The organism is Amycolatopsis australiensis, from assembly GCF_900119165.1.
Classification (GTDB): Bacteria; Actinomycetota; Actinomycetes; order Mycobacteriales; family Pseudonocardiaceae; genus Amycolatopsis; species Amycolatopsis australiensis.
The window spans coordinates 105,223-128,320 of record NZ_FPJG01000006.1; the positions used below are offsets into that span (position 1 = coordinate 105,223).

A 23,098-nucleotide genomic window follows, 5' to 3' on the forward strand; every position below is an offset into this window, starting at 1 on the left:
CAAGTAGTTAAGCTCCCGGGAATGAGCAGTGCGACGGAGCCGCTCGGGACGCCGCCCGAGGACGAACCGGACATTCACACCACGGCCGGCAAGCTGGCCGACCTGTATCGCCGCTACGACGAGGCGGTGCACGCGGGTTCGGCCCGCGCGGTGGAGAAGCAGCACGCCAAGGGCAAGAAGACCGCGCGCGAGCGGATCGAGCTGCTGCTCGACGAGAACTCGTTCGTCGAGCTCGACGAGCTCGCCCGGCACCGCTCGACCAACTTCGGCCAGGAGAAGAACCGCCCGTACGGCGACGGCGTCGTCACCGGCTACGGCACCGTGGACGGCCGCCCGGTCTGCGTGTTCAGCCAGGACGTGACCGTCTTCGGCGGCAGCCTCGGCGAGGTCTACGGCGAGAAGATCGTCAAGGTGATGGACCTGGCGATCAAGACCGGCCGCCCGATCATCGGCATCAACGAGGGCGGCGGCGCGCGTATCCAGGAAGGCGTCGTCTCGCTCGGCCTCTACGGCGAGATCTTCAACCGCAACGTCAAGGCGTCCGGCGTGATCCCGCAGATCTCGCTGATCATGGGCGCCAACGCGGGCGGGCACGTCTACTCCCCGGCGCTCACCGACTTCATCGTCATGGTCGACGAGACCTCGCAGATGTTCATCACCGGTCCGGACGTCGTCAAGACGGTCACCGGCGAGGACGTCACGTTCGAGGAGCTCGGCGGCGGCCGCACCCACAACACGAAGTCCGGGGTCGCGCACTACCTCGGTTCCGACGACGAAGACGCGATCGCGTACGTCAAGGAACTGCTCTCGTACCTGCCGCAGAACAACCTGTCGGACCCGCCGGAATTCGAGCCGCCTGCCGACCGGCCCGGCTTCTTCGACGACGTCACCGACTCCGACCGCGAGCTGGACACGATCATCCCGGACTCGCCGAACACCCCGTACGACATGCACGAGGTGATCACCCGGGTCCTCGACGACGGCGACTTCCTCGAGGTCCACGAGCTGTTCGCGCCGAACATCATCGTCGGCTTCGGCCGCGTCGACGGCCACAGCGTCGGCGTCGTCGCCAACCAGCCGACGCAGTTCGCCGGCTGCCTCGACATCGACGCGTCCGAGAAGGCCGCGCGGTTCGTCCGCACCTGCGACGCGTTCAACATCCCGGTGCTCACCTTCGTCGACGTCCCGGGCTTCCTCCCGGGCACCGACCAGGAGTGGAACGGCATCATCCGCCGCGGTGCGAAGCTGATCTACGCCTACGCGGAGGCCACGGTCCCGCTGGTCACGGTCATCACGCGCAAGGCGTTCGGCGGCGCGTACGACGTCATGGGCTCCAAGCACCTCGGCGCCGACATCAACCTCGCCTGGCCGACCGCGCAGGTCGCGGTGATGGGCGCCCAAGGCGCGGCGAACATCGTCCACCGCAAGACCCTCGCGAAGGCGGCGGAAGAAGGTCGTGACGTCGACGCGTTGCGCGCCGAGCTGATCCAGGAGTACGAGGACACGCTGCTGAACCCGTACGCGGCGGCCGAGCGGGGATATGTCGACTCGGTGATCGTGCCGGCGCACACCCGCGGGCACGTCGCGCGGGCGCTGTCGCTGCTGCGGAACAAGCGCGAGACGCTGCCGCCCAAGAAGCACGGGAACATCCCGCTGTGAGCGCCGGAAAGCCGCTGCTGCGGGTGGTCCGCGGCAACCCGAGCGACGCCGAACTGGCGGCGCTTACGGCGGTCGTCGCCGCGGCGTCGGTCGCGAAGGCACCGGAGAAGCCGAAGCCGCGTACGTCGTGGTGGGGCGATCGCGCCGCTTTGCTGCGTACGCCGCTTCACCCCGGCGAAGGCGCTTGGCGCGCTTCGGGCTTGCCTCAGCGGTAATCCGGGGCCGCCCTGGCCGCTCAGCGCTGGACGGTGTCCAGAAATACCGTCGGGACCTCGTTCTCGCTGACGATGCGGCCCAGCAGCGCGGCCAGCCGGTCGCGGTCCGGGGCGGGGAGGCCGGTGGCGAGGTCGTCGACCCGGCGGCACGTCGCCGCGTAGAAGTCCTCGGCCAGGTCGCGGCCTTCCCGGGTCAGGACGACGTGGACCGCGCGGCGGTCGTCCGGGTCGGGCTCGCGGCGCACGAGCCCGCGCCGGACCGCGCGGTCGACCAGGCCGGTCAGGCTGGACTTCTCGAGGCCGAGCGTCGCGCCGAGGTCGCTCATGCCGTAGGGCCGTCCCATGAGCACGCACAGCAGCTGCCCCTGCTGCACGGTGAGCCCGTACTCGCGGGCCGACTCGGCGTACACGGCGTTCACCAGGAACGACGCCCGCACGAGCCCGGCCACGACACCGAGCTCCTCCCCGTGTTTCCCCATCGCACCAGCCTACTTCGCGACGGCTTCCCGCACGGCGGGCACGATCTCCTCGGCCCAGCGCGCGGCGGCCGTCTCGTCGGGGGTGCTGCCGCCCGGCCCGAAGAGCACGAACCCGGCGGCGCCGTGCTCCAGCACCGCGCCGGTCAGCTCCTCGATCCACTGGGCCGGGGAGCCGCCGATCCAGCGGCCGTCGTCGGCGCGGGTCTTCGGCAGCGGCTCGGCCGTGATGCGGCCGGGGAAGTTGTAGACGGTCGCGATGTCGGCCGGATCGCGGCCGGCGTCGACGGCGGCCTTGTCGATGATCGGGCGGGACGTGCGGTAGCGCTCGCTGAGCCAGTCGGCGGCGTGACCGGGCATCCAGCCGTCGGCGACCCGGCCGGTGACGGCGAGCGACTTCGGCCCGACCGATCCCGTCCACACGGGCGGCATCGGTGCCGCGGCCGGCTCCAGGTTCGTGACCTGGTGGAACTCGCCGTCGAAGGTGACGGGGTCGCCGCCCCCGCCGAGCAGCTTCACCAGCCGGATGCCCTCCTCGAACGCGCGGACGGCCTGCCCGGGGGTCAGCTTGGTGAATCCGAGCCGCGCGATGTCGTCCCACAGCCCGCCGACGCCCATGCCGAGCACGATCCGGCCGCCGGTCAGCTCCGACAGCGACGAGACGGTGCGGGCGAGCATCGGCGCGGGACGCGTCGGCAGGTTGGTGACGCTGACCAGGCCGGAGATCCGCCGGGTGCGGCCGAGCAGGACGCCGATCTCGGCGTAGGCGTCGAGGCGGTCGGCGTAGTAGGGGTGGTCGGAGACGGTGAGCAGATCGAGCCCGGCACGGTCGGCCCGCTCGGCGAGCTTCAGGGTCGCCGCGACGTCGGCCACCGCCGTGGAGACGCCGATGCCGAAGTGAGTCATGATTCCTCCCAGTTTTAGTTCGTCCTACGAACTGATAATACATTGTTCTTAGCACGAACTACCTGCGGTTCGCCAGGTGCTGGTGGCGGCGCGGAAATCCGGTTCCCTCCCGGCGGCGCACCCGCTACCGTGGTGCTCGCCCGGTGCGGCGGTGAGGGTTACTTCTCCGGTATTCCTTGGGTTCGACTCCCGAAAGCCTTCACCACTTCGATCTCGGGTCCACCAACTTCATCACGCACTCCCGGTGCGAGCACGACCTCGGGAGTCACGGCCGCACCGATGCCCGGTGCGCAGGCGAGGGCTACTTCCACTGTCAATGGGCAGGTCGGGGGTTCGAATCCCTCCCGGGCCGCGGGGCCCGGTAGCTCAGCCAGGCAGAGCAGCAACGTTCCTTCACCGAATTCGATCTCGGGCATCGCCGTGGCCGTGGCTCCCTCACTTCGAGGGGGAACGAAATGAGCAAGTTCAACACCGCCCGCGCGCCCGCCGCGACCTCACCGGTCCGCGGCGAGGCGACGCCGTCCGCCGTCACCCACCAGGGCGCTCCCGGCTACGCGCGCGACGCCCGGTCCGAGCTGTTCCTGCTCGCCGTCACGAACATGGTCGGCGAGCACACCTTCTACGAGTCCGCGGACGCGCGCGACACGCGCTTCACCGCGCTCGTCCACGCCGCGACCCTGAAGGATCCACAGTGGACGGCCCGGTTCCTGGGCTGGCTGCGGTCCGAGGCGAACCTGCGCACGGCGTCGCTGGTCGGCGCGGCCGAGTTCGCCAAGGCGCGGCGCGACGCGGGGCTCGACGGGCTCGGCCGCCAGGTCGTCGCCGACGTCCTGCAGCGCGCCGACGAGCCCGGCGAGCTGCTCGCGTACTGGACTTCGGTGCACGGCAGGAACGTCCCGAAGCCGGTCAAGCGCGGCATCGCGGACGCGGCCCGGAAGCTCTACGACGAGCGCGCGTACGTCAAGTGGGACTCGGCGGCGCGGGCGTTCCGGTTCGCCGACGTCCTGGAGCTGACGCACCCGGCCGCACGCGACACCGCGCAGGGCGAGCTGTTCAAGCACATCCTCGACGAGCGGCACGACCGCGGGAACCCGCTGCCGGAGACCCTCGGGGTACTGCGGGCCCGCGCCGAGCTGACGTCGTGGGAGGTGCCGCGCCGCCGCGCCCTGCTCCAGCGCCCGGACGCGGCGGACGTGCTGCGCGCGGCGGGCATGACGTGGGAGTCGGTCGCCGGCTGGCTGCAGGGACCGCTGGACGCGCGCGTCTGGGAGGCGCTGATCCCGTCGATGGGCTACATGGCCCAGCTGCGCAACCTGCGCAACTTCGACGAGGCCGGTGTCTCGGACGAGGTCGCGCAGCGCGTCGCGGCGCGGCTGGCCGATCCGGGTCAGGTCGCGAAGTCGCGCCAGCTGCCGATGCGGTTCCTGTCGGCCTACCGGGCCGCGCCGTCGCTGCGCTGGGCATGGGCGCTGGAGCAGGCGATCGCGCATTCGCTGGCGAACGTGCCGCGGCTGCCCGGGCGGACGCTCGTGCTCGTCGACACGTCGTCGTCGATGAACATGGGCTTCAGCCGGGACGGCACGCTGATGCGCTGGGACGCGGCCGCGGTGTTCGGGCTCGCGCTGGGCCGTCGGTGCGCGGACGCCGATGTCGTGTCGTTCTCCGACCGCCTGCTGGGCGGTACCCGGACGAAGGTGTTCAAGCTGCGCCCGGGTGGCTCGCTGCTCAGCGACGTCGAGCGCTGGAAGTCCGGCGGGTTCTTCCTCGGCGGCGGCACCAACACGGCCGGCGCAGTGAAGAAGCACTTCGCGAAGCACGACCGCGTCGTGATCCTCACCGACGAGCAGGCCGTGTACGGCGACGTCGGGCACGCGCTGCCCGCCCAGGTGCCGCTGTACACGTGGAACCTGGCCGGCTACCGGTTCGGCCACGCGCCGTCCGGCTCGGCGAACCGGCACACGTTCGGCGGCCTGACCGACCAGGCGTTCCGGATGATCCCGCTGCTGGAGGCGGGCCGGAACGCCGACTGGCCGTTCTGAAAGACGTCCGTGAATGCCACATCGAGGGACACTTGGTCCGGGTGTGGCATTCACGGCTTTTCGGAGCGTGCACGGACGGTCACGGAACCGACCGTGGACCAGGTACTGGTCTGCGCCGTATAGTCCACGTGGAATAACCGACGAGGAGTCATCCGAAGGGACTAACGATCATGGCCTCGGCCAAGCTGACCCCGCTCGGCCTCGCCGTGCTGGAACTGCTGCACGAGAGGCCCATGCACCCGTACGAAATGGCTGTTCTCATGCGGGAGCGGTACGTCGACACGAGGGTCAACGTGAAGGCGGGATCGCTCTACCACACCGTGGAGCGCCTGCAGCGCGACGGATTCATCGAGGTCGTCGACACGCAGCGTGACGGCAGGCGGCCGGAGCGGACCGTCTACGGCATGACGCAGGCCGGCCTCGACGAGTTCAACCGCCGCGGCCGTGAACTGCTGGGGGACCTCGTCAAGGAGTACCCGGCGTACCTGTCCGGGCTCGCCGTCATCGACGAGCTCGGCAAGGAGACCGCACTGCTCGAGCTCGAGCACCGGATCACCCGGCTGCGCGCGAACGTCGCGGCCGACCGGGCCGTCCTCGACCACCTCGCCGCGGAGGGGACGCCGGAGATCTACTGGCTCGACTGGCGCTACCAGTGCGACCACCGCAAGTTCGAGCTCGAGTGGACCGAGCGGCTCCACGAAGACCTGAAGTCCGGGCGGATCCCGTTCCAGGACTGCGCCGAACCCGAGCTCACGCTCATCACCAGGGAAGACGACGATGAACGCAAGACAAGCTAACCCGTGGGCCGCGCTCGGCGCGCTGTGCCTCGGCTTCTTCATGATCCTGCTCGACACCACGATCGTGTCGATCGCGATCCCGACCATGCTGGCCAAGCTGAACGCCGGGCTGAACTCGGTCGTCTGGGTGATCAGCGTCTACCTGCTCACCTACGCCGTGCCGATGCTGTTCACCAGCCGGCTCGGCGACCGCTTCGGTCCGAAGCGCGTGTTCCTCGCCGGGCTGGTCGTGTTCACCGGCGCGTCGCTGTGGTGCGGCCTGTCCGGCAACGTCGAGATGCTGATCGCCGCGCGGGCCGTGCAGGGGCTCGGCGCCGCGTTGATGACGCCGCAGACGCTGGCGTTCATCACGCACCTGTTCCCGCCGGCCAAGCGCGGTCCGGCGATGGGCATGTGGGGCGGTGTCGCCGGCCTGGCGACGATCACCGGCCCCCTGCTCGGCGGCGTGCTCGTCGACCACCTCGGCTGGGAATGGATCTTCTACGTCAACGTGCCGATCGGCGTGGTCGCCATCGTCATGACGCTGCTGCTGGTGCCGGACTGGCAGCCGAAGCACTCGCACTCGTTCGACCTGCTGGGCATCTTCCTCTCCAGCGCGGCGCTGCTGTGCATCGTCTTCGGTGTCCAGAACGGACAGCAGTACGACTGGGGCACGGTGTTCGGCGGGATCACGGTGTTCGAGATCATCGGCGCCGGCGTGGTGCTGCTGATCGCGTTCCTGGTGTGGCAGCGGTACAACAAACGCGAGCCGCTGCTGCCGCTGCAGGTGTTCGCGAACCGCAACTTCTCGGCGGGCACGCTGACGGCGACGACGGTCGGCTTCGCGATGACCGGCATGTTCCTGCCGCTGGTCATCTACATCCAGTCGGTGCTCGGGCTGACCCCGACGATGGCGGGCTTGCTGACCGCGCCGATGTCGCTGCTGTCGGGGCTCGTCGCGCCGTTCGTCGGGAACCTGTCCGACAAGGTGAACGGCAAGTACCTGGTGATGTTCGGGCTGGCGGCGCTGGCCGCGGGCCTGGGGATCATCGCGCTGCAGGCGTCGCCGACGAGCAGCGCGTGGAGCTTCATCCCGGCGCTGCTCGTGTGCGGGCTCGGCATCGGCTGCATCTTCTCGCCGATGAGCAACATGACGATGGGGTCGGTGGAACCGCGGCTGGCCGGGACGGCGTCGGGGATCTTCAACACCTCCCGCCAGGTGGGTGGCGTGCTCGGCTCCGCGGCGATCGGCGTGCTGCTGCAGGCGCAGGTCAGCTCGTCCATCGCCGACGAGGCGGCGAAGGCCGCTGCGCAGCTGCCGGAGCAGTACCGGGAACCGTTCGCTTCGGGGATCGCGCACGCCGCGGCCAGCACCGGCGAGTTCGGGCCGGCCGGCGGGCCGTCGCCCATGCCGGGGCTGCCCGCGGAGATCGCCGCGCAGGCCGGGAAGCTGGCCACCGAAGCGGTCCACAGTGGACTCACGGACGCGGCCCGCGTGACGATTCTGCTGCCGATGGCCGTGCTGCTGCTGGGTGTCCTGTCGGCCGCCGTGCTGCGGCGGGTCACGCCGCACCGGGAAGCGCCGAAGCCGGCCACCGAGGCCGCCGCGGCCTGAAAACCGTGCGAGCCTCCGGGTGTCGGGTACCGGAGGCTCGCACGGACCGCGGGAGCGGTGGTTTCAGTGCCGTCGGTAGGACAGCCCGTACCCGTACGGGAAGAGGGGCTGCTGCCCGTCACCGACGTTGATCGGCTCCTGGGACGAACTGCGCGGCCAGGTGAAGTTCAGCTTCCCGGTCGGGTTGTAGTCGCCGTAGAGGACGTCCGCGACGCCGGCGCCCTCCGAGCCCGGCAGCCAGGCCGCGACCAGGCCGTCGATCGACGGCAGCTGCGCGGTGAGGTCCAGCGGCCGCCCGGAAACCGTCACCACGACCAGCGGGACGCCCGAAGCCTTCAGCTTGCCGATGAGGGCGACGTCTTCGGCGTCGAGGCCGAGTCCGTCCGGCCGGTCTCCCCGCCCTTCGGCGTACGGCGTTTCGCCCACCACGGCGACCGCGACCTGGTAGCTGTGGTCGATTCCGTCACCCGCACGGTCATAGGTCACCTCCGTGCCCTTCCCGGCACCGCTGCGGATGCCGTCGAGGATCGTCGTGCCGGGGATGACCCGCTCGCCGCTCTGGCCCTGCCAGGTGAGCGTCCAGCCGCCCGCCTGGTTGCCCATGTCGTTCGCGTTCTTCCCGGCCACGAAGATCTTGCTGTTCTTCTTGGCCAGCGGCAGGACCCCGTCGTTCTTGAGCAGCACCTGCGACTCGCGCACCGCCTGCCGCGCCAGCGCGCGGTGTGCCGCGCTGCCGAAGTCCTTCTGCAGCGAGCGGTCGGTGTACGGGTGCTCGAACAGGCCGAGCTCGAACTTCTTCGTGAGGATCCGCCGGTTGGCGTCGTCGATGCGCGACATCGGGACGTGTCCGTTCTGGACTTCGACGCGCAGCGTGTCGATGAACTTCGCGTAGTCGTAGGGCACCATCACCATGTCGATACCGGCGTTGACGGCCTGGCTGACCTCGGCCGGGGTGAACCCGGGCTGGCCGTCGATCTGGTTGATGCCGTCCCAGTCCGAGATCACGTACCCGGAGAAGTGCAGCTCGCCCTTCAGCAGGTCGGTGATGAGGAACTTGTTGCCGTGGTCCTTGACGCCGTTCCAGCTGTTGAAGCTGATCATCACCGAGCCGACGCCGTGGTCGACCGCGGCCCGGAACGGCGGGAGGTGGATGCGGCGGAGCTCGTCGAGGCTGATCTGCGTGTTGCCCTGGTCGACGCCGCCGGTCGTGCCGCCGTCGCCGATGAAGTGCTTGGCGGTGGCCATGATCGACGTCCGGTCGTCGAGCGAACGGCCCTGCATGCCTTCGATGATCACGGAGTTCGCGACGGCGTTGCGCGGGATCTCGCCGAACGACTCGTACGTGCGGCCCCAGCGGTCGTCACGGGCGACGCACAGGCAGGGCGCGAAACCCCACTTGACGCCGGTGGCGGCGGCTTCGTCCGCGGTGACCGCGCCGATCTTCTCGACCAGCCGCGGGTCGTTCGCCGCGCCGAGGCCGATGTTGTGCGGGAAGACCGTGGCGCCGTAGACGTTGTTGTGGCCGTGCACGGTGTCGGCGCCGTAGACGATCGGGATGCCTAGGCCGGTCGACGTCGCTGCCTGCTGGTACGCGTCGATCATGTCCGCCCACCCGGCGGGCGTGTTCGGCGTCGGCGTCGAGCCGCCGCCGGAGAGGATGGAGCCGAGCCGGGCGGTCGCGGACTGGGCGGGCGTCGCGACCTGGCGCTCGGCCTCGGTCATCTGCCCGATCTTGTCGTCGAGCGTCATCCGCGACATCAGGTCCTTGACGCGTGCGGACACCGGTGCGTGCGGGTTCTTGTAGAGCGGCGCCGCCGAGGCCGACGCCGCCGGGGCGAGCGCCGTGCCCGAGACGAGGACAGCGGCGAGGACAGTGGCGCGCAGTGATCTCTTGGCGCGGAGGAGCGACATTGTTCCCTCCGGAAACGATCCATATGTTGCGAGCCACAACAAAATAGCTCTCCGGCTGCGTGGCGTCAGTCACAATTCGGTCACGACGGCCCGCCGGGTACGTTCACGCTGTGCAGTTCGTTCTCGCCTCCCAGTCCCCCGCGCGGCTCGCCCTCCTGCGCTCGGCGGGCCTCGATCCCGCCGTGTTCGTCTCCGGCGTCGACGAAGACGCCGTCGCCGCTTCACTGACCGACCCGTCGCCGTCGGAGCTGGTCACCGCGCTCGCCGCGGCCAAGGCCGACGCGGTCGTCGAGCAGGTCGCCGCGGCGCACCCGGACGCCGTCGTCGTCGCCTGCGACTCGATGCTCAACATCGGCGGCCGGATGGTCGGCAAGCCGGGTGCGCCGGAGATCGCGCGGGAGCGCTGGGCCGCGATGGCGGGAACATCCGGTGAACTCCTCACCGGGCACGCGGTCGTCCGGCTCGAAGACGGCGCGCGCACGAAAGAGACCAGCGGCTGGGAATCGACGACCGTCCGCTTCGGCACGCCGACCCCCGAGGAGATCGACGCCTACGTCGCCACCGGCGAGCCACTGCACGTGGCCGGCGGCTTCACGATCGACGGCCTGGGCGGCTGGTTCGTCGACGGGCTCGCCGGCGGCCACACGAGCGTCATCGGCATCAGCCTGCCGCTGACGCGCCGGCTGCTCGCCGAGGTCGGCGTGAGTGTCGTGGATCTCTGGCGGCGTCCCGCATCCTGAGAAAGGCGCCACACGAACGGGTGATCCGGAAGAGTGCTCGCTTGCCTAACGTTCTTCCCACGAGGCAAGACAGGAAACTTTCGAGCACCGGAGTCGCCCCGTGTCTTTCGTACGGACCTACACCAAGCCGCGGGTGTTCGCGGCCGCGGTCCTCGGTTCGCTGGTCGTCGGCGCCCTCCTCGGCGTCGTCGCGCGGCAGACCGAGGCCGGCTGGCTGACCGATCTCCTCGACCAGGTCGGCACCATCTTCACCACGCTGCTGCAGATCGCGGTGATCCCGCTGGTCTTCACGGCGATCGTGGTCGGCATCAACAGCCTGCGCGGCCTCGGCGGCGGCCGCACCGCCGCGCGCCTCGGCGGCAAGACGGTGCTCTGGTTCGCCATCACGTCGTTCATCGCGTCGCTGATCGGCATCGCGATCGGCCGGATCTTCAACCCGGGCGCCGGCGGGCTCGGCGGCGTGACGGCGACGGCCAAGAACGCCGACAAGGCCGCCAAGAGCGTCGACCACTGGGGCTCCTGGGACGCCTTCGTCAAGGGACTGCTGCCGGAGAACTTCGTGAAAGCGTTCTCCGACGGCGAGACGCTGCAGGTGCTGTTCCTCGCGCTGGTCATCGGCGCGGCCGCCTACAGTCTCGGTGAGCGCGCGAAGCCGTTCGTGGACTTCACGACGAGCGTGTTCGAGATCATCCAGCGCTACCTCGGCTGGATCGTCCGGCTCGCCCCGATCGGCATCATCGGCCTGATCGGCGCGGCGGTCTCCAACTACGGCGACGCGCTGTTCCGGCCGCTGTTTTCGACCACGCTCGCGGTGTACGTCGGGTGCCTGCTCGTGCTGTTCGTCGTCTACCCGATCCTGCTGCGGTTCGTGGCGAAGGTCAGCCCGCTGAAGTTCTTCGCCAAGGCAGGCACGGCGATCCAGTTCGCGTTCGCCTCGCAGTCCTCGGCCGCCACGCTGCCGCTGACCCGCCAGTCGGCGGTGAACCTCGGCGTCCAGCCGGCGTACGCGGCCTTCGCGACCCCGCTCGGCAGCGCGACCAAAATGGACGGTTGCGCCGCGGTCTTCCCGGCCATCGCGGCGATCTTCGTCGCGAACCTGGCCGGGGTGTCGCTGAACTTCTGGCAGTACGCGGGCATCGTGGTCGTCGCGGTGGTCGGCGCGCTCGCGACGGCCGGCACCACGGGCTGGCTGACGGCGTTCACGCTGACGACGTCGTTCATCGGCCTGGACGCGAAGCAGGTCGCACTGGGCCTGGCGCTGATCTACTCGGTCAACCCGATCATGGACATGATGCGCACGGCGACGAACGTCGCGGGCCAGATCGTGGTCCCGACGATCGTGGCCCGCAGCGAGGGCCTGCTCGACGACGAGGTCCTGAACTCGCCGACGGACCGCCCGCTGCACACCGACGACGGTTCCGCAGCGCGCCCCACGGCCCCGGCTCCCGCCTGACCCCAGCGCCCCAAGGCGGCCTTGGGTGCGTCTCACGCACCGAAGGCCACCTTGGGGCGCTTTCAGGCCGGGCAGGGGCGCAGGTCGGCGCGGGTGAGCCGGATGTCGGGCCAGCCGCGCAGGTCGGACGGCGACGTCACGCGCCGCGTGCAGCCCACCGACCGGCCCGCCAGGTCGTACACCTGGCCCAGCACCGGGGCCGCGTCGCACTTCGGGGTTCCGGGCTCCGCGCCCGGGCAGTCGTGGCGCACCACGATCACGTCGGGACGGCCGTCGGCCGTGACGTCGTAGAGCGAGAGCGTCCCGGCGTCGGAAAAGTACGGCTTCCCCGGGTCGCGCCACACTCCCCCGCTCGCCACCAGCAGCTCGCCGTACGCGGCCTTGCCGGCGTCGCCACGGATCAGGCACGCCGGGGCCGCGCCGTCGATGCAGCGCAGCGAGTCCTGGTCCAGCCGCACGCCGAGCTGGGCGATCGCCAGCTCGAACACCGTGCCCGGCTCGGGCCCGACCCGCACCCGCGCCGACCCGCCCGAGGCGTCGGTGAGCAGCACCACCGGCACCCCGCCGACCGTCATCGCCGCGACCTGGCGGCACGGGCCACCGCCGCACGTCACCACCGGGGGCACCGGGGCCGCCGCGGGTTCGGCCGCGCCGGACGGCTCCGCCGGCCGCGGCCGCAGCAGGAACACCGCGCCGATCGCGCCGAGGGTCACCACCGCGGCCAGCACCGCGGTCAGCAGCGCCGACCGTGGCGTCCGCGCCGCCGAAGTCCGCATGAGACAGAGCGTAAGCCGGTTCGCGACTGTGTGTGGGCGGCGCCCCGGCCGGGTGTGGCCGAAATCCCCCGGCCGGGCACCCCGCGGAGCCGAGCGGGCCTCGCGGAGCGTATCCGTCTATGTTGGCCGGGTGACGAACCCGAACCTGCCGCCCGCCCTGTACCTGCCGACCGGCCCGGTCAGCGCCGAGACCGAAGGCGCGTCGATCGAGCTGCGCCGCACGCCCGACGGCCGTACCGCGCTGGTCGCGTTCACCGCGCTCGACCGGCTGATCGAGTGCTGCGGCGAGCACCAGCCGTGGGCGCTGGTGAACACCGAGCACCTGCCGAAGGTCCACGCGGCGAACCCCTACGACGTGATCGTCCTCGACTCGCCCTTGCCCGCGGAGCTGCGCCACCACGCCTGAGCGTGGTTCAGCTCTCACTCCAGGGACGCACGACGTCAGATCCGTAGACTTTCCGGATGCCGCGCAGGCGGTCAGCAATGCAGCTGTCGGGACGCAGGAGGTGCGGGGTGGCCGAGCAGGTCGGCGAATCCACGGGTGGCCCGGTGACCAAGATCCTGGTCGCCAACCGGGGCGAGATCGCGGTGCGGGTGATCAGAGCCGCCAAGGACGCTGGGCTCGCCAGCGTCGCGGTGTACGCCGATCCGGATCGCGACGCGCCGCATGTGCGCCTGGCCGACGAAGCCTTCGCGCTCGGCGGCACGACGGCCGCCGAGAGCTACCTGAACATCGAGAAGCTGCTCGACGCCGCGAAGCGCGCGGGCGCCGACTCGGTGCACCCGGGCTACGGCTTCCTCTCCGAAAACGCGGACTTCGCCCAGGCCGTCCTCGACGCCGGGCTGACCTGGATCGGGCCGAGCCCGCAGTCCATCCGCGACCTCGGCGACAAGGTCACCGCGCGCCACATCGCCATGCGCGCGGGCGCGCCGCTGGTCCCGGGCACCAAGGAGCCGGTCAAGGACGCCGCCGAGATCGTCGCGTTCGCCGACGAGCACGGCCTGCCGGTGGCGATCAAGGCCGCCTTCGGCGGTGGCGGCCGCGGCCTCAAGGTCGCGCGCACCCGCGAAGAGATCCCCGAGCTGTTCGAGTCGGCCACGCGTGAAGCTGTGGCCGCGTTCGGCCGCGGCGAGTGCTTCGTCGAGCGCTACCTGGACAAGCCGCGGCACGTCGAAGCCCAGGTGCTGGCCGACATGCACGGCAACGCGATCGTCGTCGGCACCCGTGACTGCTCGCTGCAGCGCCGTCACCAGAAGCTCGTCGAGGAGGCGCCCGCGCCGTTCCTGAGCGACGAGCAGCGCAAGCGCATCCACGAGTCCGCGAAGGCCATCTGCAAGGAAGCCGGCTACTACGGCGCGGGCACGGTCGAGTACCTCGTCGCGACCGACGGCACGATCTCCTTCCTCGAGGTCAACACGCGGCTGCAGGTCGAGCACCCGGTGTCGGAGGAGACGACCGGGCTCGACCTGGTCCGCGAGATGTTCCGGATCGCGCGCGGCGAGAAGCTGCGGATCACCGAAGACCCCGAGCCGCGCGGGCACTCCATCGAGTTCCGCATCAACGGCGAAGACGCGGGCCGCGGCTTCCTGCCCGCCCCGGGCACGGTGACGAAGTTCGTCGCGCCGAGCGGGCCGGGCGTGCGCGTCGACTCCGGCGTCGAGTCCGGCAGCGTGATCGGCGGCCAGTTCGACTCGATGCTGGCGAAGCTGATCGTCACCGGGTCGGACCGGAACAACGCCCTCGAACGCAGCCGCCGGGCGCTCGACGAGATGGTCGTCGAGGGCATGGCGACGGTGCTGCCGTTCGACCGCGTGATCGTCAACGACCCCGCGTTCGTCGGCGACGAGAACGGCTTCAGCGTGCACACGCGCTGGATCGAGACGGAGTTCGACAACCAGATCGAGCCGTTCGTCGCCCCGGACGTCGAGACGCCGGAAGAGGCGCCGCGGCAGAACGTCGTGGTCGAGGTCGGCGGGCGCCGGCTGGAAGTGTCGCTGCCGGGCGGCTTCGCGCTCGAAGGCGGCGGGGGCGGCGGAGCGGCCGTCAAGGCGAAGCCGCGCAAGCGGGCCGGCGGCGGCAAGGCCGCCGTGAGCGGCGACGCCGTCACCGCGCCGATGCAGGGCACGATCGTGAAGGTCGCCGTCGAAGAGGGCCAGACGGTCGAAGCCGGTGAGCTGATCGTCGTCCTCGAGGCGATGAAGATGGAGAACCCGGTCACCGCGCACAAAGCGGGCACCGTGACCGGTCTGGCGGTCGAGGTCGGCGCCGCCGTGACGCAGGGCACGCAGCTGCTCGAGATCAAGTAGGACAGTTCGTTACGGATGTCGTGGTGGGCCGCCCCGGAGGCGGCCTACCATCGACTACGTGACCGAAGTTCCGTCTCCGCAGCTGCGGATCAGCGACCAGAACCGCGAGTCCGCGTTGGCCGCGCTCGGCGAGCACATGAGCGCGGGGCGGATCGACATCGACGAGTACGGCGAGCGCTCGGCGCGGATCACCGCGGCGAAGACGCGCGGCGAGCTCGTCGAGATCTTCGCGGACCTGCCGGCCCCGCACCCCCAGTACGACGACGTCCCGCGGCCCGCCGCGGCCCCGGAGCCGGCCGCGGCCGCCCCGCCGGCGCCGCGTCAGCCGGACGGCTGGTCGGGCGCCCAGCGGTTCGTCGCCGCGTTCGTCCCGCTGATCTGGCTCGTGGCGATCGCGCTCATCGCCACCCACGTCGTGCACCCCACGCTGATCCTCATCCCGATCGGCGTGAGCATGTTCGGCCGGGCGATGTGGGGCCACGACCACCGGCGGGACCGGCACGTGCGCGACCGGGAGCGCCGGCGCGAGCTGCGTGACTCCTTCCGCGACCAGCGGCGCGAACTGGGTCGCTGATCCCGTCGTGGGTGACATGCGGTTGAGCGACGCCGAACGCCAGGACGCCCTGGACGTGCTGGAAGAGCACGTCCGCACCGGGCGGCTGGACATCGACGAGTACGGCACGCGCTCGGCGAAGGTCACCGCGGCCAAGCGGGTCAGCGAGCTCGTGCCGCTGTTCGAGGACCTGCCGTCGCCGCGTCCGAGCGCCCTGCTCAACGGGGCCACGGCGCCCGACGTGCCGGTGATGCCGGGCGGCAACGCGCTGGCCACGTTCCTGACCCGCAGCGCGGTGCCGATCGCGATCGTCCTGGCGATCGCGGTGCTGGTCCTGTCCCGCGGCAGGCTGCTGATCATCTGCGTCGCGCTGCCGCTGGTGGTCGCGATGCTCGCGGGCGTCCGCCGTCGCCGCTGAGCCTGCGAGAATCGGCCCGTGATGGGCGTGGTTCCGGGCGCGCTGGACGCCCGAGGCGAGCGGCTGGCGGGACCGGTCTTCACCGGCGTCGGGCTGGCCGCGCTCGCCGCCTGCGTGGTCTGGGGGCCGGGGGTCCGGGGCACCACGCTGGTGTTCGTCGTGGTGACGGCGGTGTGGCTGCCGCTGCTGATCCCGCTGTTCCCGCGCCGGGCGGCGCACCCGTGGCTGGTCGCCGGCTACTACGCCGGCGTGCTGGCGGCCGCCGTGGTCCTGGTGGCCCGCGACGACACGTTCATGGGCTTCGCGTCTTTCGGCTATCCCCTCGCCTTCGTGCTCTTCCCGGCGCGGTGGGGCTTCTTCGCGGTGGCGGCGACGGCGACGTTGTCGCTGCTGGCGGCCGACTCGGAGGCGCGGAGCCCGACGTGGGTGCTGGTCCTGTCGCTGGCCGGGCCGTTGCTGTACGCGGCCTGGTTCGTCGGCGCGGAGAGCGAGCAGCGGCGGAAGGCGAACGTGCGGCTGGAGGCCGCGCTGGAGGAGAACGCGAGTCTGCACGCGCAGCTGGTGGCGCGGGCACGCGAGGCGGGCATGCTCGACGAGCGGCAGCGGTTGGCGCGCGAAATCCACGACACGCTGACCCAGGGCCTGACCGGGATCGTCACGCAGCTGCGCGCGGCGGAGGAGGCGGACGGCCCGGAACGCGACCGGCGCCTGGAGCTGGTACGCACGCTGGCGCGCGACAGCCTCGGCGAAGCGCGCCGGGCGGTGCAGGCGCTGGCGCCGGAGCCGCTGGTGTCGGCGCGGCTGCCGGAAGCGCTTTCCGAGCTGGCGGCCCGGGTCGCGGCGACGTCCGGCATCGACGTCGGCTGTACCGTGACCGGCGATCCGTCGCCGCTGCTGCCGGAGCTGGAGGTGACGCTTCACCGCGTCGCGCAGGAAGCGCTGGCGAACGCGGAGAAGCACGCCAAGGCGTCAAGGATCGGGCTGACACTGTCCTATTCGGACGAAGTGGTGCTGCTGGACGTGGTCGACGACGGCATCGGGTTCCGCCCGGGCGACCGCGGCGAAGGCACGGGGTTCGGCCTTGAGTCGATGCGCCGGCGCGTCCACCGGGTGGCGGGGACGCTGTCGGTGGAGAGCACGCCCGGGGGCGGGACGGCGGTGAACGCCCAGGTCCCGGCGATCCGCCGGGGTGGCTAGGCTGGGCGGAGTGGAACCGGTGGAGATCAACGCGGGCACGTACTACCTGCGCCAGCTGCGCGCGGACCGGCACATCGACGACCGGCCGTTGCTGATGGAGGCGTTCGCGGACCCGACGCACCGCAAGTACGTGCTGAACTACCGCCTGCGCACCCTGGACGAAGCAACGGAGTACGTCGCGCTGCGAGCAGCCCAGTGGGCGGGCGACGAGCGGTGTTCCTGGGCGATCGCGGAGCCGACGTCAGGACGGCTCCTTGGCGAAGTGGGCCTGCGCGAACTGGACCTGGACGCGGCGTACGCGGAGGCGACGATCTGGGTCCACCCGGCAGAGCGAGGAAAGGGCATCGCGACGACGGCGTTGACCGCGGCACTGCGGTTCGGCTTCGGCGGCCTGGGGCTGCGGGAGGTGACGTACCGCTACGAGGAGAGCAACACCGCCTCGGCGATCGTGGCGGAGCGCTGCGGGTTCACGCTGCTGGGCCCGGAGGCCGAGCACGCCCCGACGGGAGAACGCCTGATCCGCTGGCACCGCACGTCCTGAGCACGCCGCCCGCTCAGCTCACCGGCTCCACGATGCCCGCCCGCGCCTCCGGGGCCGCCGACCTCAGTGCGTCCGCCGCTTCGTCGTTCGGCTGGGACTGGGACTCTCGCTCCGCCTTGACCCGCGCGTTGTAGACCTCGATCTCGTGCTTCACCGTGTCGGGCGACCAGCCGAGGACTTCGCCCACCAGGGTCGCCACCTGCTCGGCGCAGTCCACGCCGCGGTGCGCGTACTCGATCGAGATCCGCGTCCGGCGGGCCAGGACGTCCTCCAGGTGCAGCGCGCCCTCGTGCGAAGCCGCATACACCACTTCGACGCCCAGGTAGTCCGGGGCGTGCTCGATCGGCTTCAGCAGCTCCGGGCGGCCGTCCGCACAGGCCAGGACCTCGTGGACCAGCGAGCCGTAGCGGTCCAGCAGATGCCTCACCCGATAGGGGTGCAATCCGTGTTCCGCGGCGAGGTGGTCGGCCTGGTTGACGAGCGCGTGGTAGCCGTCCGCGCCCAGGAGCGGGACCTTGTCCGTGATCGACGGCTGCGAACGGCCCGGCAGGTCCACCGCCGCCGCGTCGACCGCGTCCGCCGCCATCACCCGGTACGTCGTGTACTTGCCGCCCGCGATCGCCACCAGGCCCGGCGCCACCCGCGCCACCGCGTGCTCGCGCGAGAGCTTCGACGTCTCTTCGCTCTCGCCGGCCAGCAGGGGGCGAAGGCCCGCGTACACGCCTTCGATGTCGTCGTGGGTCAGCGGCGTCGCCAGCACCGTGTTGACGTGCTCGAGGATGTAGTCGATGTCGTGCTTCGTCGCGGCCGGGTGCGCCAGGTCCAGGTTCCAGTCCGTGTCCGTCGTTCCCACGATCCAGTGATTTCGCCACGGGATCACGAACAGCACGGACTTCTCCGTCCGCAGGATCAGCCCCGACTCCGAGACGATCCGGTCGCGCGGCACGACGATGTGCACGCCCTTGCTCGCGCGCACCCGGAACCGCCCGCGGCCGCCGGAGAGCCGCTGCAGCTCGTCGGTCCACACGCCGGTGCAGTTGATCACCGCGGCCGCCGAGATCTCCGTCTCGCGCCCGTCCTCGACGTCGCGCACGCGCACGCCGGACACCCGGTCGGCCTCCCGCAGGAACCCGACGACCTGGGTCGAGGTCCGCACGACCGCCCCGTAGTGGGCCGCCGTCCGCGCGACCGTCATGGTGTGGCGAGCGTCGTCGGACTGGGCGTCGTAGTAGCGGATGCCGCCGATCAGCGCGGACCGCTTGAGCGCCGGCACCATCCGCAGCGCACCCGCGCGGGTGAGGTGCTTCTGCCCCGGGACGCTGCGAGCGCCGCCCATCGTGTCGTACATCAGCAGGCCCGCCGCGGTGTACGGCCGCTCCCACACGCGGTGCGTCAGCGGGTAGAGGAAGCTGACCGGCTTCACCAGGTGCGGCGCGATCGTCGTCAGCATCAGCTCGCGCTCGCGCAGCGCCTCCCGGACCAGGCCGAACTCCAGCTGCTCCAGGTAGCGCAGGCCGCCGTGGAACAGCTTGCTCGACCGGCTCGACGTGCCCGAGGCGAGGTCACGGGCTTCGACGAGGGCGACCCGCAGCCCGCGCGTCGCCGCGTCCAGAGCCGTGCCCGCGCCGACCACGCCACCGCCGATGACGACGAGGTCGAAGGTCTCGTTGCCCAGCCGTTGCCAGGTCTCTTCCCGCTTGGCCGGGCCCAGTCGAGCCGGGTTCGTCTCCGCTGCGTGCTGAGCCACGTGACATCCTCCTCGTGCCGGCGAGGCTTCCAGCATCGCACGACCTGGTGATCCTCCGCCCGTCCACGGGCGACACGTGTGGCGTAACCCTCCGCGATCTTGCTGTGCCGCTGGTTGGCCAATCCGACGGCAGCCACGGCGAAAACCGGCACGTCGCGAATCGGCTGCGGCCCGTACCCGCCTGCTTTCAGTCGGATTGGTCAAAGTTTCGGCTGCCCGGTGCTTGGAATCCGCTTCTACGCCCCGGTAACGTCGCGCTGACGTGGGTCGGCAACGGTGCCGTGGCTCGCCGTGATCGACCCTGCGCAGAGTGTCCAGTGTGGAGGTGCAGCGGTGAGTGCTGGGGCAATAATCGTCTGGGAAATACTGGGAACGGCCGCGCTGATCCTGCTCGGCAACGGCGTGGTCGCCAACCACGTGCTCCGCAAGAACAACGGCCACCAAGCCGGCTTCCTGTTCATCAACTTCGGCTGGGCGTTCGCCGTGTTCACCGGCGCCAGCATCGCCGCGCCCACCGGCGCGCACCTCAACCCGGCGGTGACGCTGGGCCTGGCCATTTCCGGCAAGACCCACTGGTCCGACGTCCCGTTCTACTTCATCGGCGAGATGGTCGGCGCGATCCTCGGCGCCGTGCTCTGCTGGGCCGCCTACAAGCTGCAGTTCGACGACCACCCGGAACCGGAGAGCACGCTCGGCATCTTCTCCACCGCGCCGCAGATCCCGAACGTCGCCTGGAACCTCGTCACCGAGATCATCGGCACCTTCGTGCTGGTCGTGTGGATCCTGCTCAGCCCGGTCGCGGCGGCCGCGTCGCCGGACGGCGTGCCGACCTTCGGCAACTCCGCGCTCGGCTACGCGGGCGTGTCCTTCGTCGTCCTCGTGATCGGCACGTCACTCGGCGGGCCGACGGGTTACGCCATCAACCCGGCCCGCGACCTCGGCCCGCGCATCGCCTACGCGTTCCTGCTGCCGATCAAGAACAAGGGCAACGCCAACTGGGGCTACTCGTGGATCCCGGTCGTCGGCCCGCTCGTCGGCGGCGCCCTCGCCGCGCTGGTCTACCTCGGCGTCCACAACCTGTCCTGATCGCCCCTCCTCCCGAATTCCTGGAGCACACATGACTTCGTACGTAGCCGCGATCGACCAGGGCACCACCTCGACCCGGTGCATGATCTTCAACCACGAGGGCCGCGTGGTCTCGGTCGACCAGCGCGAGCACGAGCAGATCTTCCCGAAGGCCGGCTGGGTCGAGCACAACGCCGAGGAGATCTGGGAGAACACGCGCCGCGTCGCCGCGGGCGCGCTGGCCAAGGCCGACCTGACCGCCCGCGACATCGCCGCCGTGGGCATCACCAACCAGCGCGAGACCGCGCTCGTCTGGGACAAGACGACCGGCAAGCCGGTGTACAACGCGATCGTCTGGCAGGACACCCGCACCGACCGGATCGTGACGGAGCTCGGCAACCTCGGCGGCGGCCAGGAGCGTTACCGCGCCAAGGTCGGCCTGCCCCTCGCGACGTACTTTTCCGGGCCGAAGATCAAGTGGATCCTCGACAACGTCGAAGGCGCGCGCGAGAAGGCCGAAGCCGGTGACCTGATCTTCGGCAACATGGACACGTGGGTGCTGTGGAACATGACCGGCGGCGCCGACGGCGGGGTGCACGTCACCGACCCGACGAACGCGTCCCGCACCATGCTGATGGACCTCGACACCCTGCAGTGGGACGCCGAAATCGCCGGCGAGATGGGCATCCCCCTTTCGATGCTGCCGGAGATCCGTTCGTCGTCGGAGGAGTACGGCAAGGTCCGCGAGAAGGGCGCGCTGGCGGGCGTCCCGATCGCGGGCATCCTGGGCGACCAGCAGGCCGCGACGTTCGGCCAGGCGTGCCTGTCGCCCGGCGAGGCCAAGAACACCTACGGCACCGGCAACTTCATGCTGCTGAACACCGGCCCCGAAAAGGTGATGTCGCAGAACGGGCTGCTGACCACGGTCTGTTACAAGATCGGCTCGAACGACACGGTCTACGCGCTGGAGGGTTCCATCGCGGTGACGGGTTCGCTGGTCCAGTGGCTGCGTGACAACCTGGGCATGATCACGACGGCGGCCGAGATCGAGGAGCACGCACGCAGCGTCGAGGACAACGGCGGCGCGTATTTCGTTCCGGCGTTCTCGGGCCTGTTCGCTCCTTACTGGCGATCCGACGCGCGCGGCGCGATCGTCGGCCTCACCCGGTTCGTCAACAAGGGCCACCTGGCCCGCGCGGTCCTGGAGGCGACGGCGTTCCAGTCCCGCGAGGTGATCGACGCGATGAACGCCGACTCCGGTGTCCCGCTGAAGTCGCTCAAAGTGGACGGCGGCATGGTCGTCAACGAGCTGCTGATGCAGTTCCAGGCGGACATCCTGGGCGTGCCGGTGATCCGCCCGGTGGTCAACGAGACAACCGCGCTGGGAGCCGCGTACGCGGCCGGGCTGGCGGTGGGCTTCTGGGAGTCGGAGGACGACATCCGCAACAACTGGGCCCAGGACAAGCAGTGGGACCCGGCAATGGACGAGTCCCGCCGCGAGCGCGAGTACCGCAACTGGAAGAAGGCGGTGACAAAGACGTTCGACTGGGTCGAGGACGAAGACTGACCGAGCCGAGCCGCGAGGGCCGGGGGTGCCGATGGGCGCCTCCGGCCCGCTCGCTGCTCGGGCTCCTCGCTTGTCGTGGCTGACCGGCCGCGGCCGGGCTCGCGACTGAGGCTCCGGCGCCACCGCGGCCGACCCCGACGGCAGCACCGAGCCGCGCACCACCAGGCAGAACGGGACGATCGCCCCGGGCTCGCCAGCTCCGGCCTGCACCCTCTCCGGCCCGCTCCCCTCCGGGCCCCCGGCCCGCTCCCCCTCTCCGGCCCGCTCCCCTACGGGCCCCCGGCCCGCTCCAGCCCCGGCCCGGCCCCGGCCCGCGAACCGGCTCAGTCCTCCCAGCCCTCAGGCTTCCCGGACTGCTCATTGGGCGCGATGACCAAGAACGTCACCCCCTGGTCATCGGCCAGCCGAACCTGCCGCCCATAAGGCGAGTCGGACGGCTCATCGAGCACCCGGCCACCCAGCTCGGCAGCCTTCGCCGCGGCCGCCTCGGCGTCCGCCGCCCAGAAATACGTCGACCAGTGGGACGGCACCTCCGCCGGCACCGACTCCGGCAGGCCGCCGAGGCCGCCGACCGGGCGGCCGTCCACCAGCAGGACCGCGTACGTGAACTCGTCGTTCGACAGGTCCTGGAAGCCGTAGCCGAAGACCTGCTCGTAGAACGCCTTCGCCGCCGGGTAGTCGCGGCTCATGCATTCGTTCCACGCCGGCGCTCCGGGTGTCGCCGTGACCTGGGTGCCCAGGTGGTTGCCGGGCTCCCAGAGGCCGAACACGCCGCCCGCCGGGTCGGCCGCCACCGCCATCCGGCCTTCCTGCATCACTTCCATCACCGGCATGACGATCTGGCCGCCGGCCTCGGTGATCGCCGCGGCTGTCTTGTCCACGTCGGACACCGACAGGTACGTCGTCCACACCGGTGGCACGTCCTGTCCCGGCGGTGTCTGGCCGATCCCGGCGACCGGGCGGCCCCGCAGCTGGGCCATGCCGTAGAAGCCGGTCTCCTCACCGCCCGTCTGCACGTCCCAGCCGAAGAGGCCGCTGTAGAACGCCACCGCTTTCGCCTGATCGGGCACCATCAGGTCCACCCAGCTGGGTGTGCCGTCGGGCCACCGCTCGTCCCGGAACACCATGTCGACTCCC

General features: G+C 70.8%; 21 protein-coding genes and 1 tRNA gene. 16 read left to right on the forward strand and 6 right to left on the reverse strand.

Going from position 1 to position 23,098, the window contains the following annotated elements:
- The first annotated feature begins 21 nt into the window (after positions 1-21).
- Together BT341_RS01520 and BT341_RS01525 are read left to right on the forward strand one after the other, a co-directional pair.
- Positions 22-1,659, forward strand: a complete 1,638-nt coding sequence (locus BT341_RS01520) for an acyl-CoA carboxylase subunit beta (protein WP_072474553.1) — start codon at positions 22-24, stop codon at positions 1,657-1,659.
- Positions 1,656-1,874, forward strand: a complete 219-nt coding sequence (locus BT341_RS01525) for an acyl-CoA carboxylase subunit epsilon (protein ID WP_072474554.1) — start codon at positions 1,656-1,658, stop codon at positions 1,872-1,874. The genes BT341_RS01520 and BT341_RS01525 overlap by 4 nt, the downstream gene beginning before the upstream one ends.
- Positions 1,875-1,894: 20 nt before the next feature.
- Here BT341_RS01525 and BT341_RS01530 read toward each other — a convergent pair whose 3' ends face one another.
- Positions 1,895-2,353, reverse strand: a complete 459-nt coding sequence (locus BT341_RS01530) for a MarR family winged helix-turn-helix transcriptional regulator (RefSeq protein WP_072474555.1) — start codon at positions 2,351-2,353, stop codon at positions 1,895-1,897.
- Between the two features lie 9 nt (positions 2,354-2,362).
- Positions 2,363-3,256, reverse strand: a complete 894-nt coding sequence (locus BT341_RS01535) for an LLM class flavin-dependent oxidoreductase (RefSeq protein ID WP_072474556.1) — start codon at positions 3,254-3,256, stop codon at positions 2,363-2,365.
- Positions 3,257-3,537: 281 nt separating this feature from the next.
- Here BT341_RS01535 and BT341_RS01540 point away from each other — a divergent pair.
- The 4 genes from BT341_RS01540 (at position 3,538) to BT341_RS01555 (ending at position 7,686) form a co-directional block, all read left to right on the forward strand.
- A tRNA-OTHER gene (locus BT341_RS01540) sits at positions 3,538-3,608 on the forward strand.
- Positions 3,609-3,711: 103 nt separating this feature from the next.
- Positions 3,712-5,295, forward strand: coding sequence for a TROVE domain-containing protein (locus BT341_RS01545; protein ID WP_072474557.1), 1,584 nt, complete (start codon positions 3,712-3,714; stop codon positions 5,293-5,295).
- Between the two features lie 170 nt (positions 5,296-5,465).
- Positions 5,466-6,092: a PadR family transcriptional regulator gene (locus BT341_RS01550; protein ID WP_072474558.1), complete on the forward strand. Its 627-nt coding sequence runs from the start codon at positions 5,466-5,468 to the stop codon at positions 6,090-6,092.
- Positions 6,073-7,686, forward strand: a complete 1,614-nt coding sequence (locus BT341_RS01555) for a DHA2 family efflux MFS transporter permease subunit (protein ID WP_072474559.1) — start codon at positions 6,073-6,075, stop codon at positions 7,684-7,686. The genes BT341_RS01550 and BT341_RS01555 overlap by 20 nt, the downstream gene beginning before the upstream one ends.
- Positions 7,687-7,749: 63 nt before the next feature.
- On the opposite strand, the gene BT341_RS01560 is transcribed toward BT341_RS01555, so the two are convergent.
- A complete protein-coding gene (locus BT341_RS01560; RefSeq protein ID WP_072474560.1) occupies positions 7,750-9,597 on the reverse strand; it encodes a glycoside hydrolase family 3 protein in 1,848 nt (615 codons plus the stop codon).
- A 110-nt stretch (positions 9,598-9,707) separates the two neighbouring features.
- Between BT341_RS01560 and BT341_RS01565 the strand changes: the two genes are divergently transcribed.
- Both BT341_RS01565 and BT341_RS01570 read left to right on the forward strand, forming a co-directional pair.
- A complete protein-coding gene (locus BT341_RS01565) occupies positions 9,708-10,337 on the forward strand; it encodes a Maf family protein (RefSeq protein ID WP_072474561.1) in 630 nt (209 codons plus the stop codon).
- A gap of 100 nt (positions 10,338-10,437) precedes the next feature.
- Positions 10,438-11,790: a dicarboxylate/amino acid:cation symporter gene (locus tag BT341_RS01570; protein ID WP_072474562.1), complete on the forward strand. Its 1,353-nt coding sequence runs from the start codon at positions 10,438-10,440 to the stop codon at positions 11,788-11,790.
- Positions 11,791-11,852: 62 nt separating this feature from the next.
- On the opposite strand, the gene BT341_RS01575 is transcribed toward BT341_RS01570, so the two are convergent.
- Positions 11,853-12,566: a hypothetical protein gene (locus BT341_RS01575; protein WP_072474563.1), complete on the reverse strand. Its 714-nt coding sequence runs from the start codon at positions 12,564-12,566 to the stop codon at positions 11,853-11,855.
- Positions 12,567-12,696: 130 nt separating this feature from the next.
- Between BT341_RS01575 and BT341_RS01580 the strand changes: the two genes are divergently transcribed.
- The 6 genes from BT341_RS01580 (at position 12,697) to BT341_RS01605 (ending at position 17,582) form a co-directional block, all read left to right on the forward strand.
- Positions 12,697-12,972, forward strand: coding sequence for an SAV_915 family protein (locus tag BT341_RS01580; RefSeq protein WP_072474564.1), 276 nt, complete (start codon positions 12,697-12,699; stop codon positions 12,970-12,972).
- A gap of 107 nt (positions 12,973-13,079) precedes the next feature.
- Positions 13,080-14,873 (forward strand): acetyl/propionyl/methylcrotonyl-CoA carboxylase subunit alpha, encoded by a 1,794-nt coding sequence (locus tag BT341_RS01585; RefSeq protein ID WP_072474565.1) that lies wholly within the window; start codon positions 13,080-13,082, stop codon positions 14,871-14,873.
- Positions 14,874-14,931: 58 nt separating this feature from the next.
- Positions 14,932-15,447: a DUF1707 SHOCT-like domain-containing protein gene (locus tag BT341_RS01590; protein WP_072474566.1), complete on the forward strand. Its 516-nt coding sequence runs from the start codon at positions 14,932-14,934 to the stop codon at positions 15,445-15,447.
- A gap of 7 nt (positions 15,448-15,454) precedes the next feature.
- Positions 15,455-15,844 (forward strand): DUF1707 SHOCT-like domain-containing protein, encoded by a 390-nt coding sequence (locus BT341_RS01595; protein ID WP_084742716.1) that lies wholly within the window; start codon positions 15,455-15,457, stop codon positions 15,842-15,844.
- A 21-nt stretch (positions 15,845-15,865) separates the two neighbouring features.
- Positions 15,866-17,041, forward strand: a complete 1,176-nt coding sequence (locus tag BT341_RS01600) for a sensor histidine kinase (protein WP_072474567.1) — start codon at positions 15,866-15,868, stop codon at positions 17,039-17,041.
- Between the two features lie 10 nt (positions 17,042-17,051).
- Positions 17,052-17,582, forward strand: coding sequence for a GNAT family N-acetyltransferase (locus BT341_RS01605; protein ID WP_143168455.1), 531 nt, complete (start codon positions 17,052-17,054; stop codon positions 17,580-17,582).
- A gap of 13 nt (positions 17,583-17,595) precedes the next feature.
- Here the strand turns inward: BT341_RS01605 and BT341_RS01610 are convergent, their stop codons facing one another.
- Positions 17,596-19,365 carry a glycerol-3-phosphate dehydrogenase/oxidase gene (locus BT341_RS01610; RefSeq protein ID WP_425426268.1) on the reverse strand — a complete coding sequence of 590 codons (1,770 nt, stop codon included), beginning with the start codon at positions 19,363-19,365 and terminating at the stop codon, positions 17,596-17,598.
- A gap of 297 nt (positions 19,366-19,662) precedes the next feature.
- On the opposite strand from BT341_RS01610, the gene BT341_RS01615 reads away from it, so the two are divergent.
- Both BT341_RS01615 and glpK read left to right on the forward strand, forming a co-directional pair.
- Positions 19,663-20,415, forward strand: a complete 753-nt coding sequence (locus BT341_RS01615) for an MIP/aquaporin family protein (protein ID WP_177328717.1) — start codon at positions 19,663-19,665, stop codon at positions 20,413-20,415.
- A 31-nt stretch (positions 20,416-20,446) separates the two neighbouring features.
- On the forward strand, positions 20,447-21,961 hold the full coding sequence (glpK, locus tag BT341_RS01620) for a glycerol kinase GlpK (protein WP_072474570.1): 1,515 nt from the start codon (positions 20,447-20,449) through the stop codon (positions 21,959-21,961).
- Between the two features lie 323 nt (positions 21,962-22,284).
- Here the strand turns inward: glpK and BT341_RS01625 are convergent, their stop codons facing one another.
- Positions 22,285-23,088, reverse strand: coding sequence for a VOC family protein (locus tag BT341_RS01625; RefSeq protein WP_072474571.1), 804 nt, complete (start codon positions 23,086-23,088; stop codon positions 22,285-22,287).
- Positions 23,089-23,098 lie beyond the last annotated feature (10 nt).

Bases quoted from the DNA above. Each gene is read 5' to 3' on its own strand.
- BT341_RS01520 (WP_072474553.1), top strand. From the start codon at position 22: ATGAGCAGTGCGACGGAGCCGCTCGGGACGCCGCCCGAGGACGAACCG.
- BT341_RS01530 (WP_072474555.1), bottom strand. From the start codon at position 2,353: ATGGGGAAACACGGGGAGGAGCTCGGTGTCGTGGCCGGGCTCGTGCGG.
- BT341_RS01535 (WP_072474556.1), bottom strand. From the start codon at position 3,256: ATGACTCACTTCGGCATCGGCGTCTCCACGGCGGTGGCCGACGTCGCG.
- BT341_RS01545 (WP_072474557.1), top strand. From the start codon at position 3,712: ATGAGCAAGTTCAACACCGCCCGCGCGCCCGCCGCGACCTCACCGGTC.
- BT341_RS01550 (WP_072474558.1), top strand. From the start codon at position 5,466: ATGGCCTCGGCCAAGCTGACCCCGCTCGGCCTCGCCGTGCTGGAACTG.
- BT341_RS01555 (WP_072474559.1), top strand. From the start codon at position 6,073: ATGAACGCAAGACAAGCTAACCCGTGGGCCGCGCTCGGCGCGCTGTGC.
- BT341_RS01560 (WP_072474560.1), bottom strand. From the start codon at position 9,597: ATGTCGCTCCTCCGCGCCAAGAGATCACTGCGCGCCACTGTCCTCGCC.
- BT341_RS01575 (WP_072474563.1), bottom strand. From the start codon at position 12,566: ATGCGGACTTCGGCGGCGCGGACGCCACGGTCGGCGCTGCTGACCGCG.
- BT341_RS01600 (WP_072474567.1), top strand. From the start codon at position 15,866: ATGGGCGTGGTTCCGGGCGCGCTGGACGCCCGAGGCGAGCGGCTGGCG.
- BT341_RS01610 (WP_425426268.1), bottom strand. From the start codon at position 19,365: ATGCTGGAAGCCTCGCCGGCACGAGGAGGATGTCACGTGGCTCAGCAC.
- glpK (WP_072474570.1), top strand. From the start codon at position 20,447: ATGACTTCGTACGTAGCCGCGATCGACCAGGGCACCACCTCGACCCGG.
- BT341_RS01625 (WP_072474571.1), bottom strand. From the start codon at position 23,088: ATGGTGTTCCGGGACGAGCGGTGGCCCGACGGCACACCCAGCTGGGTG.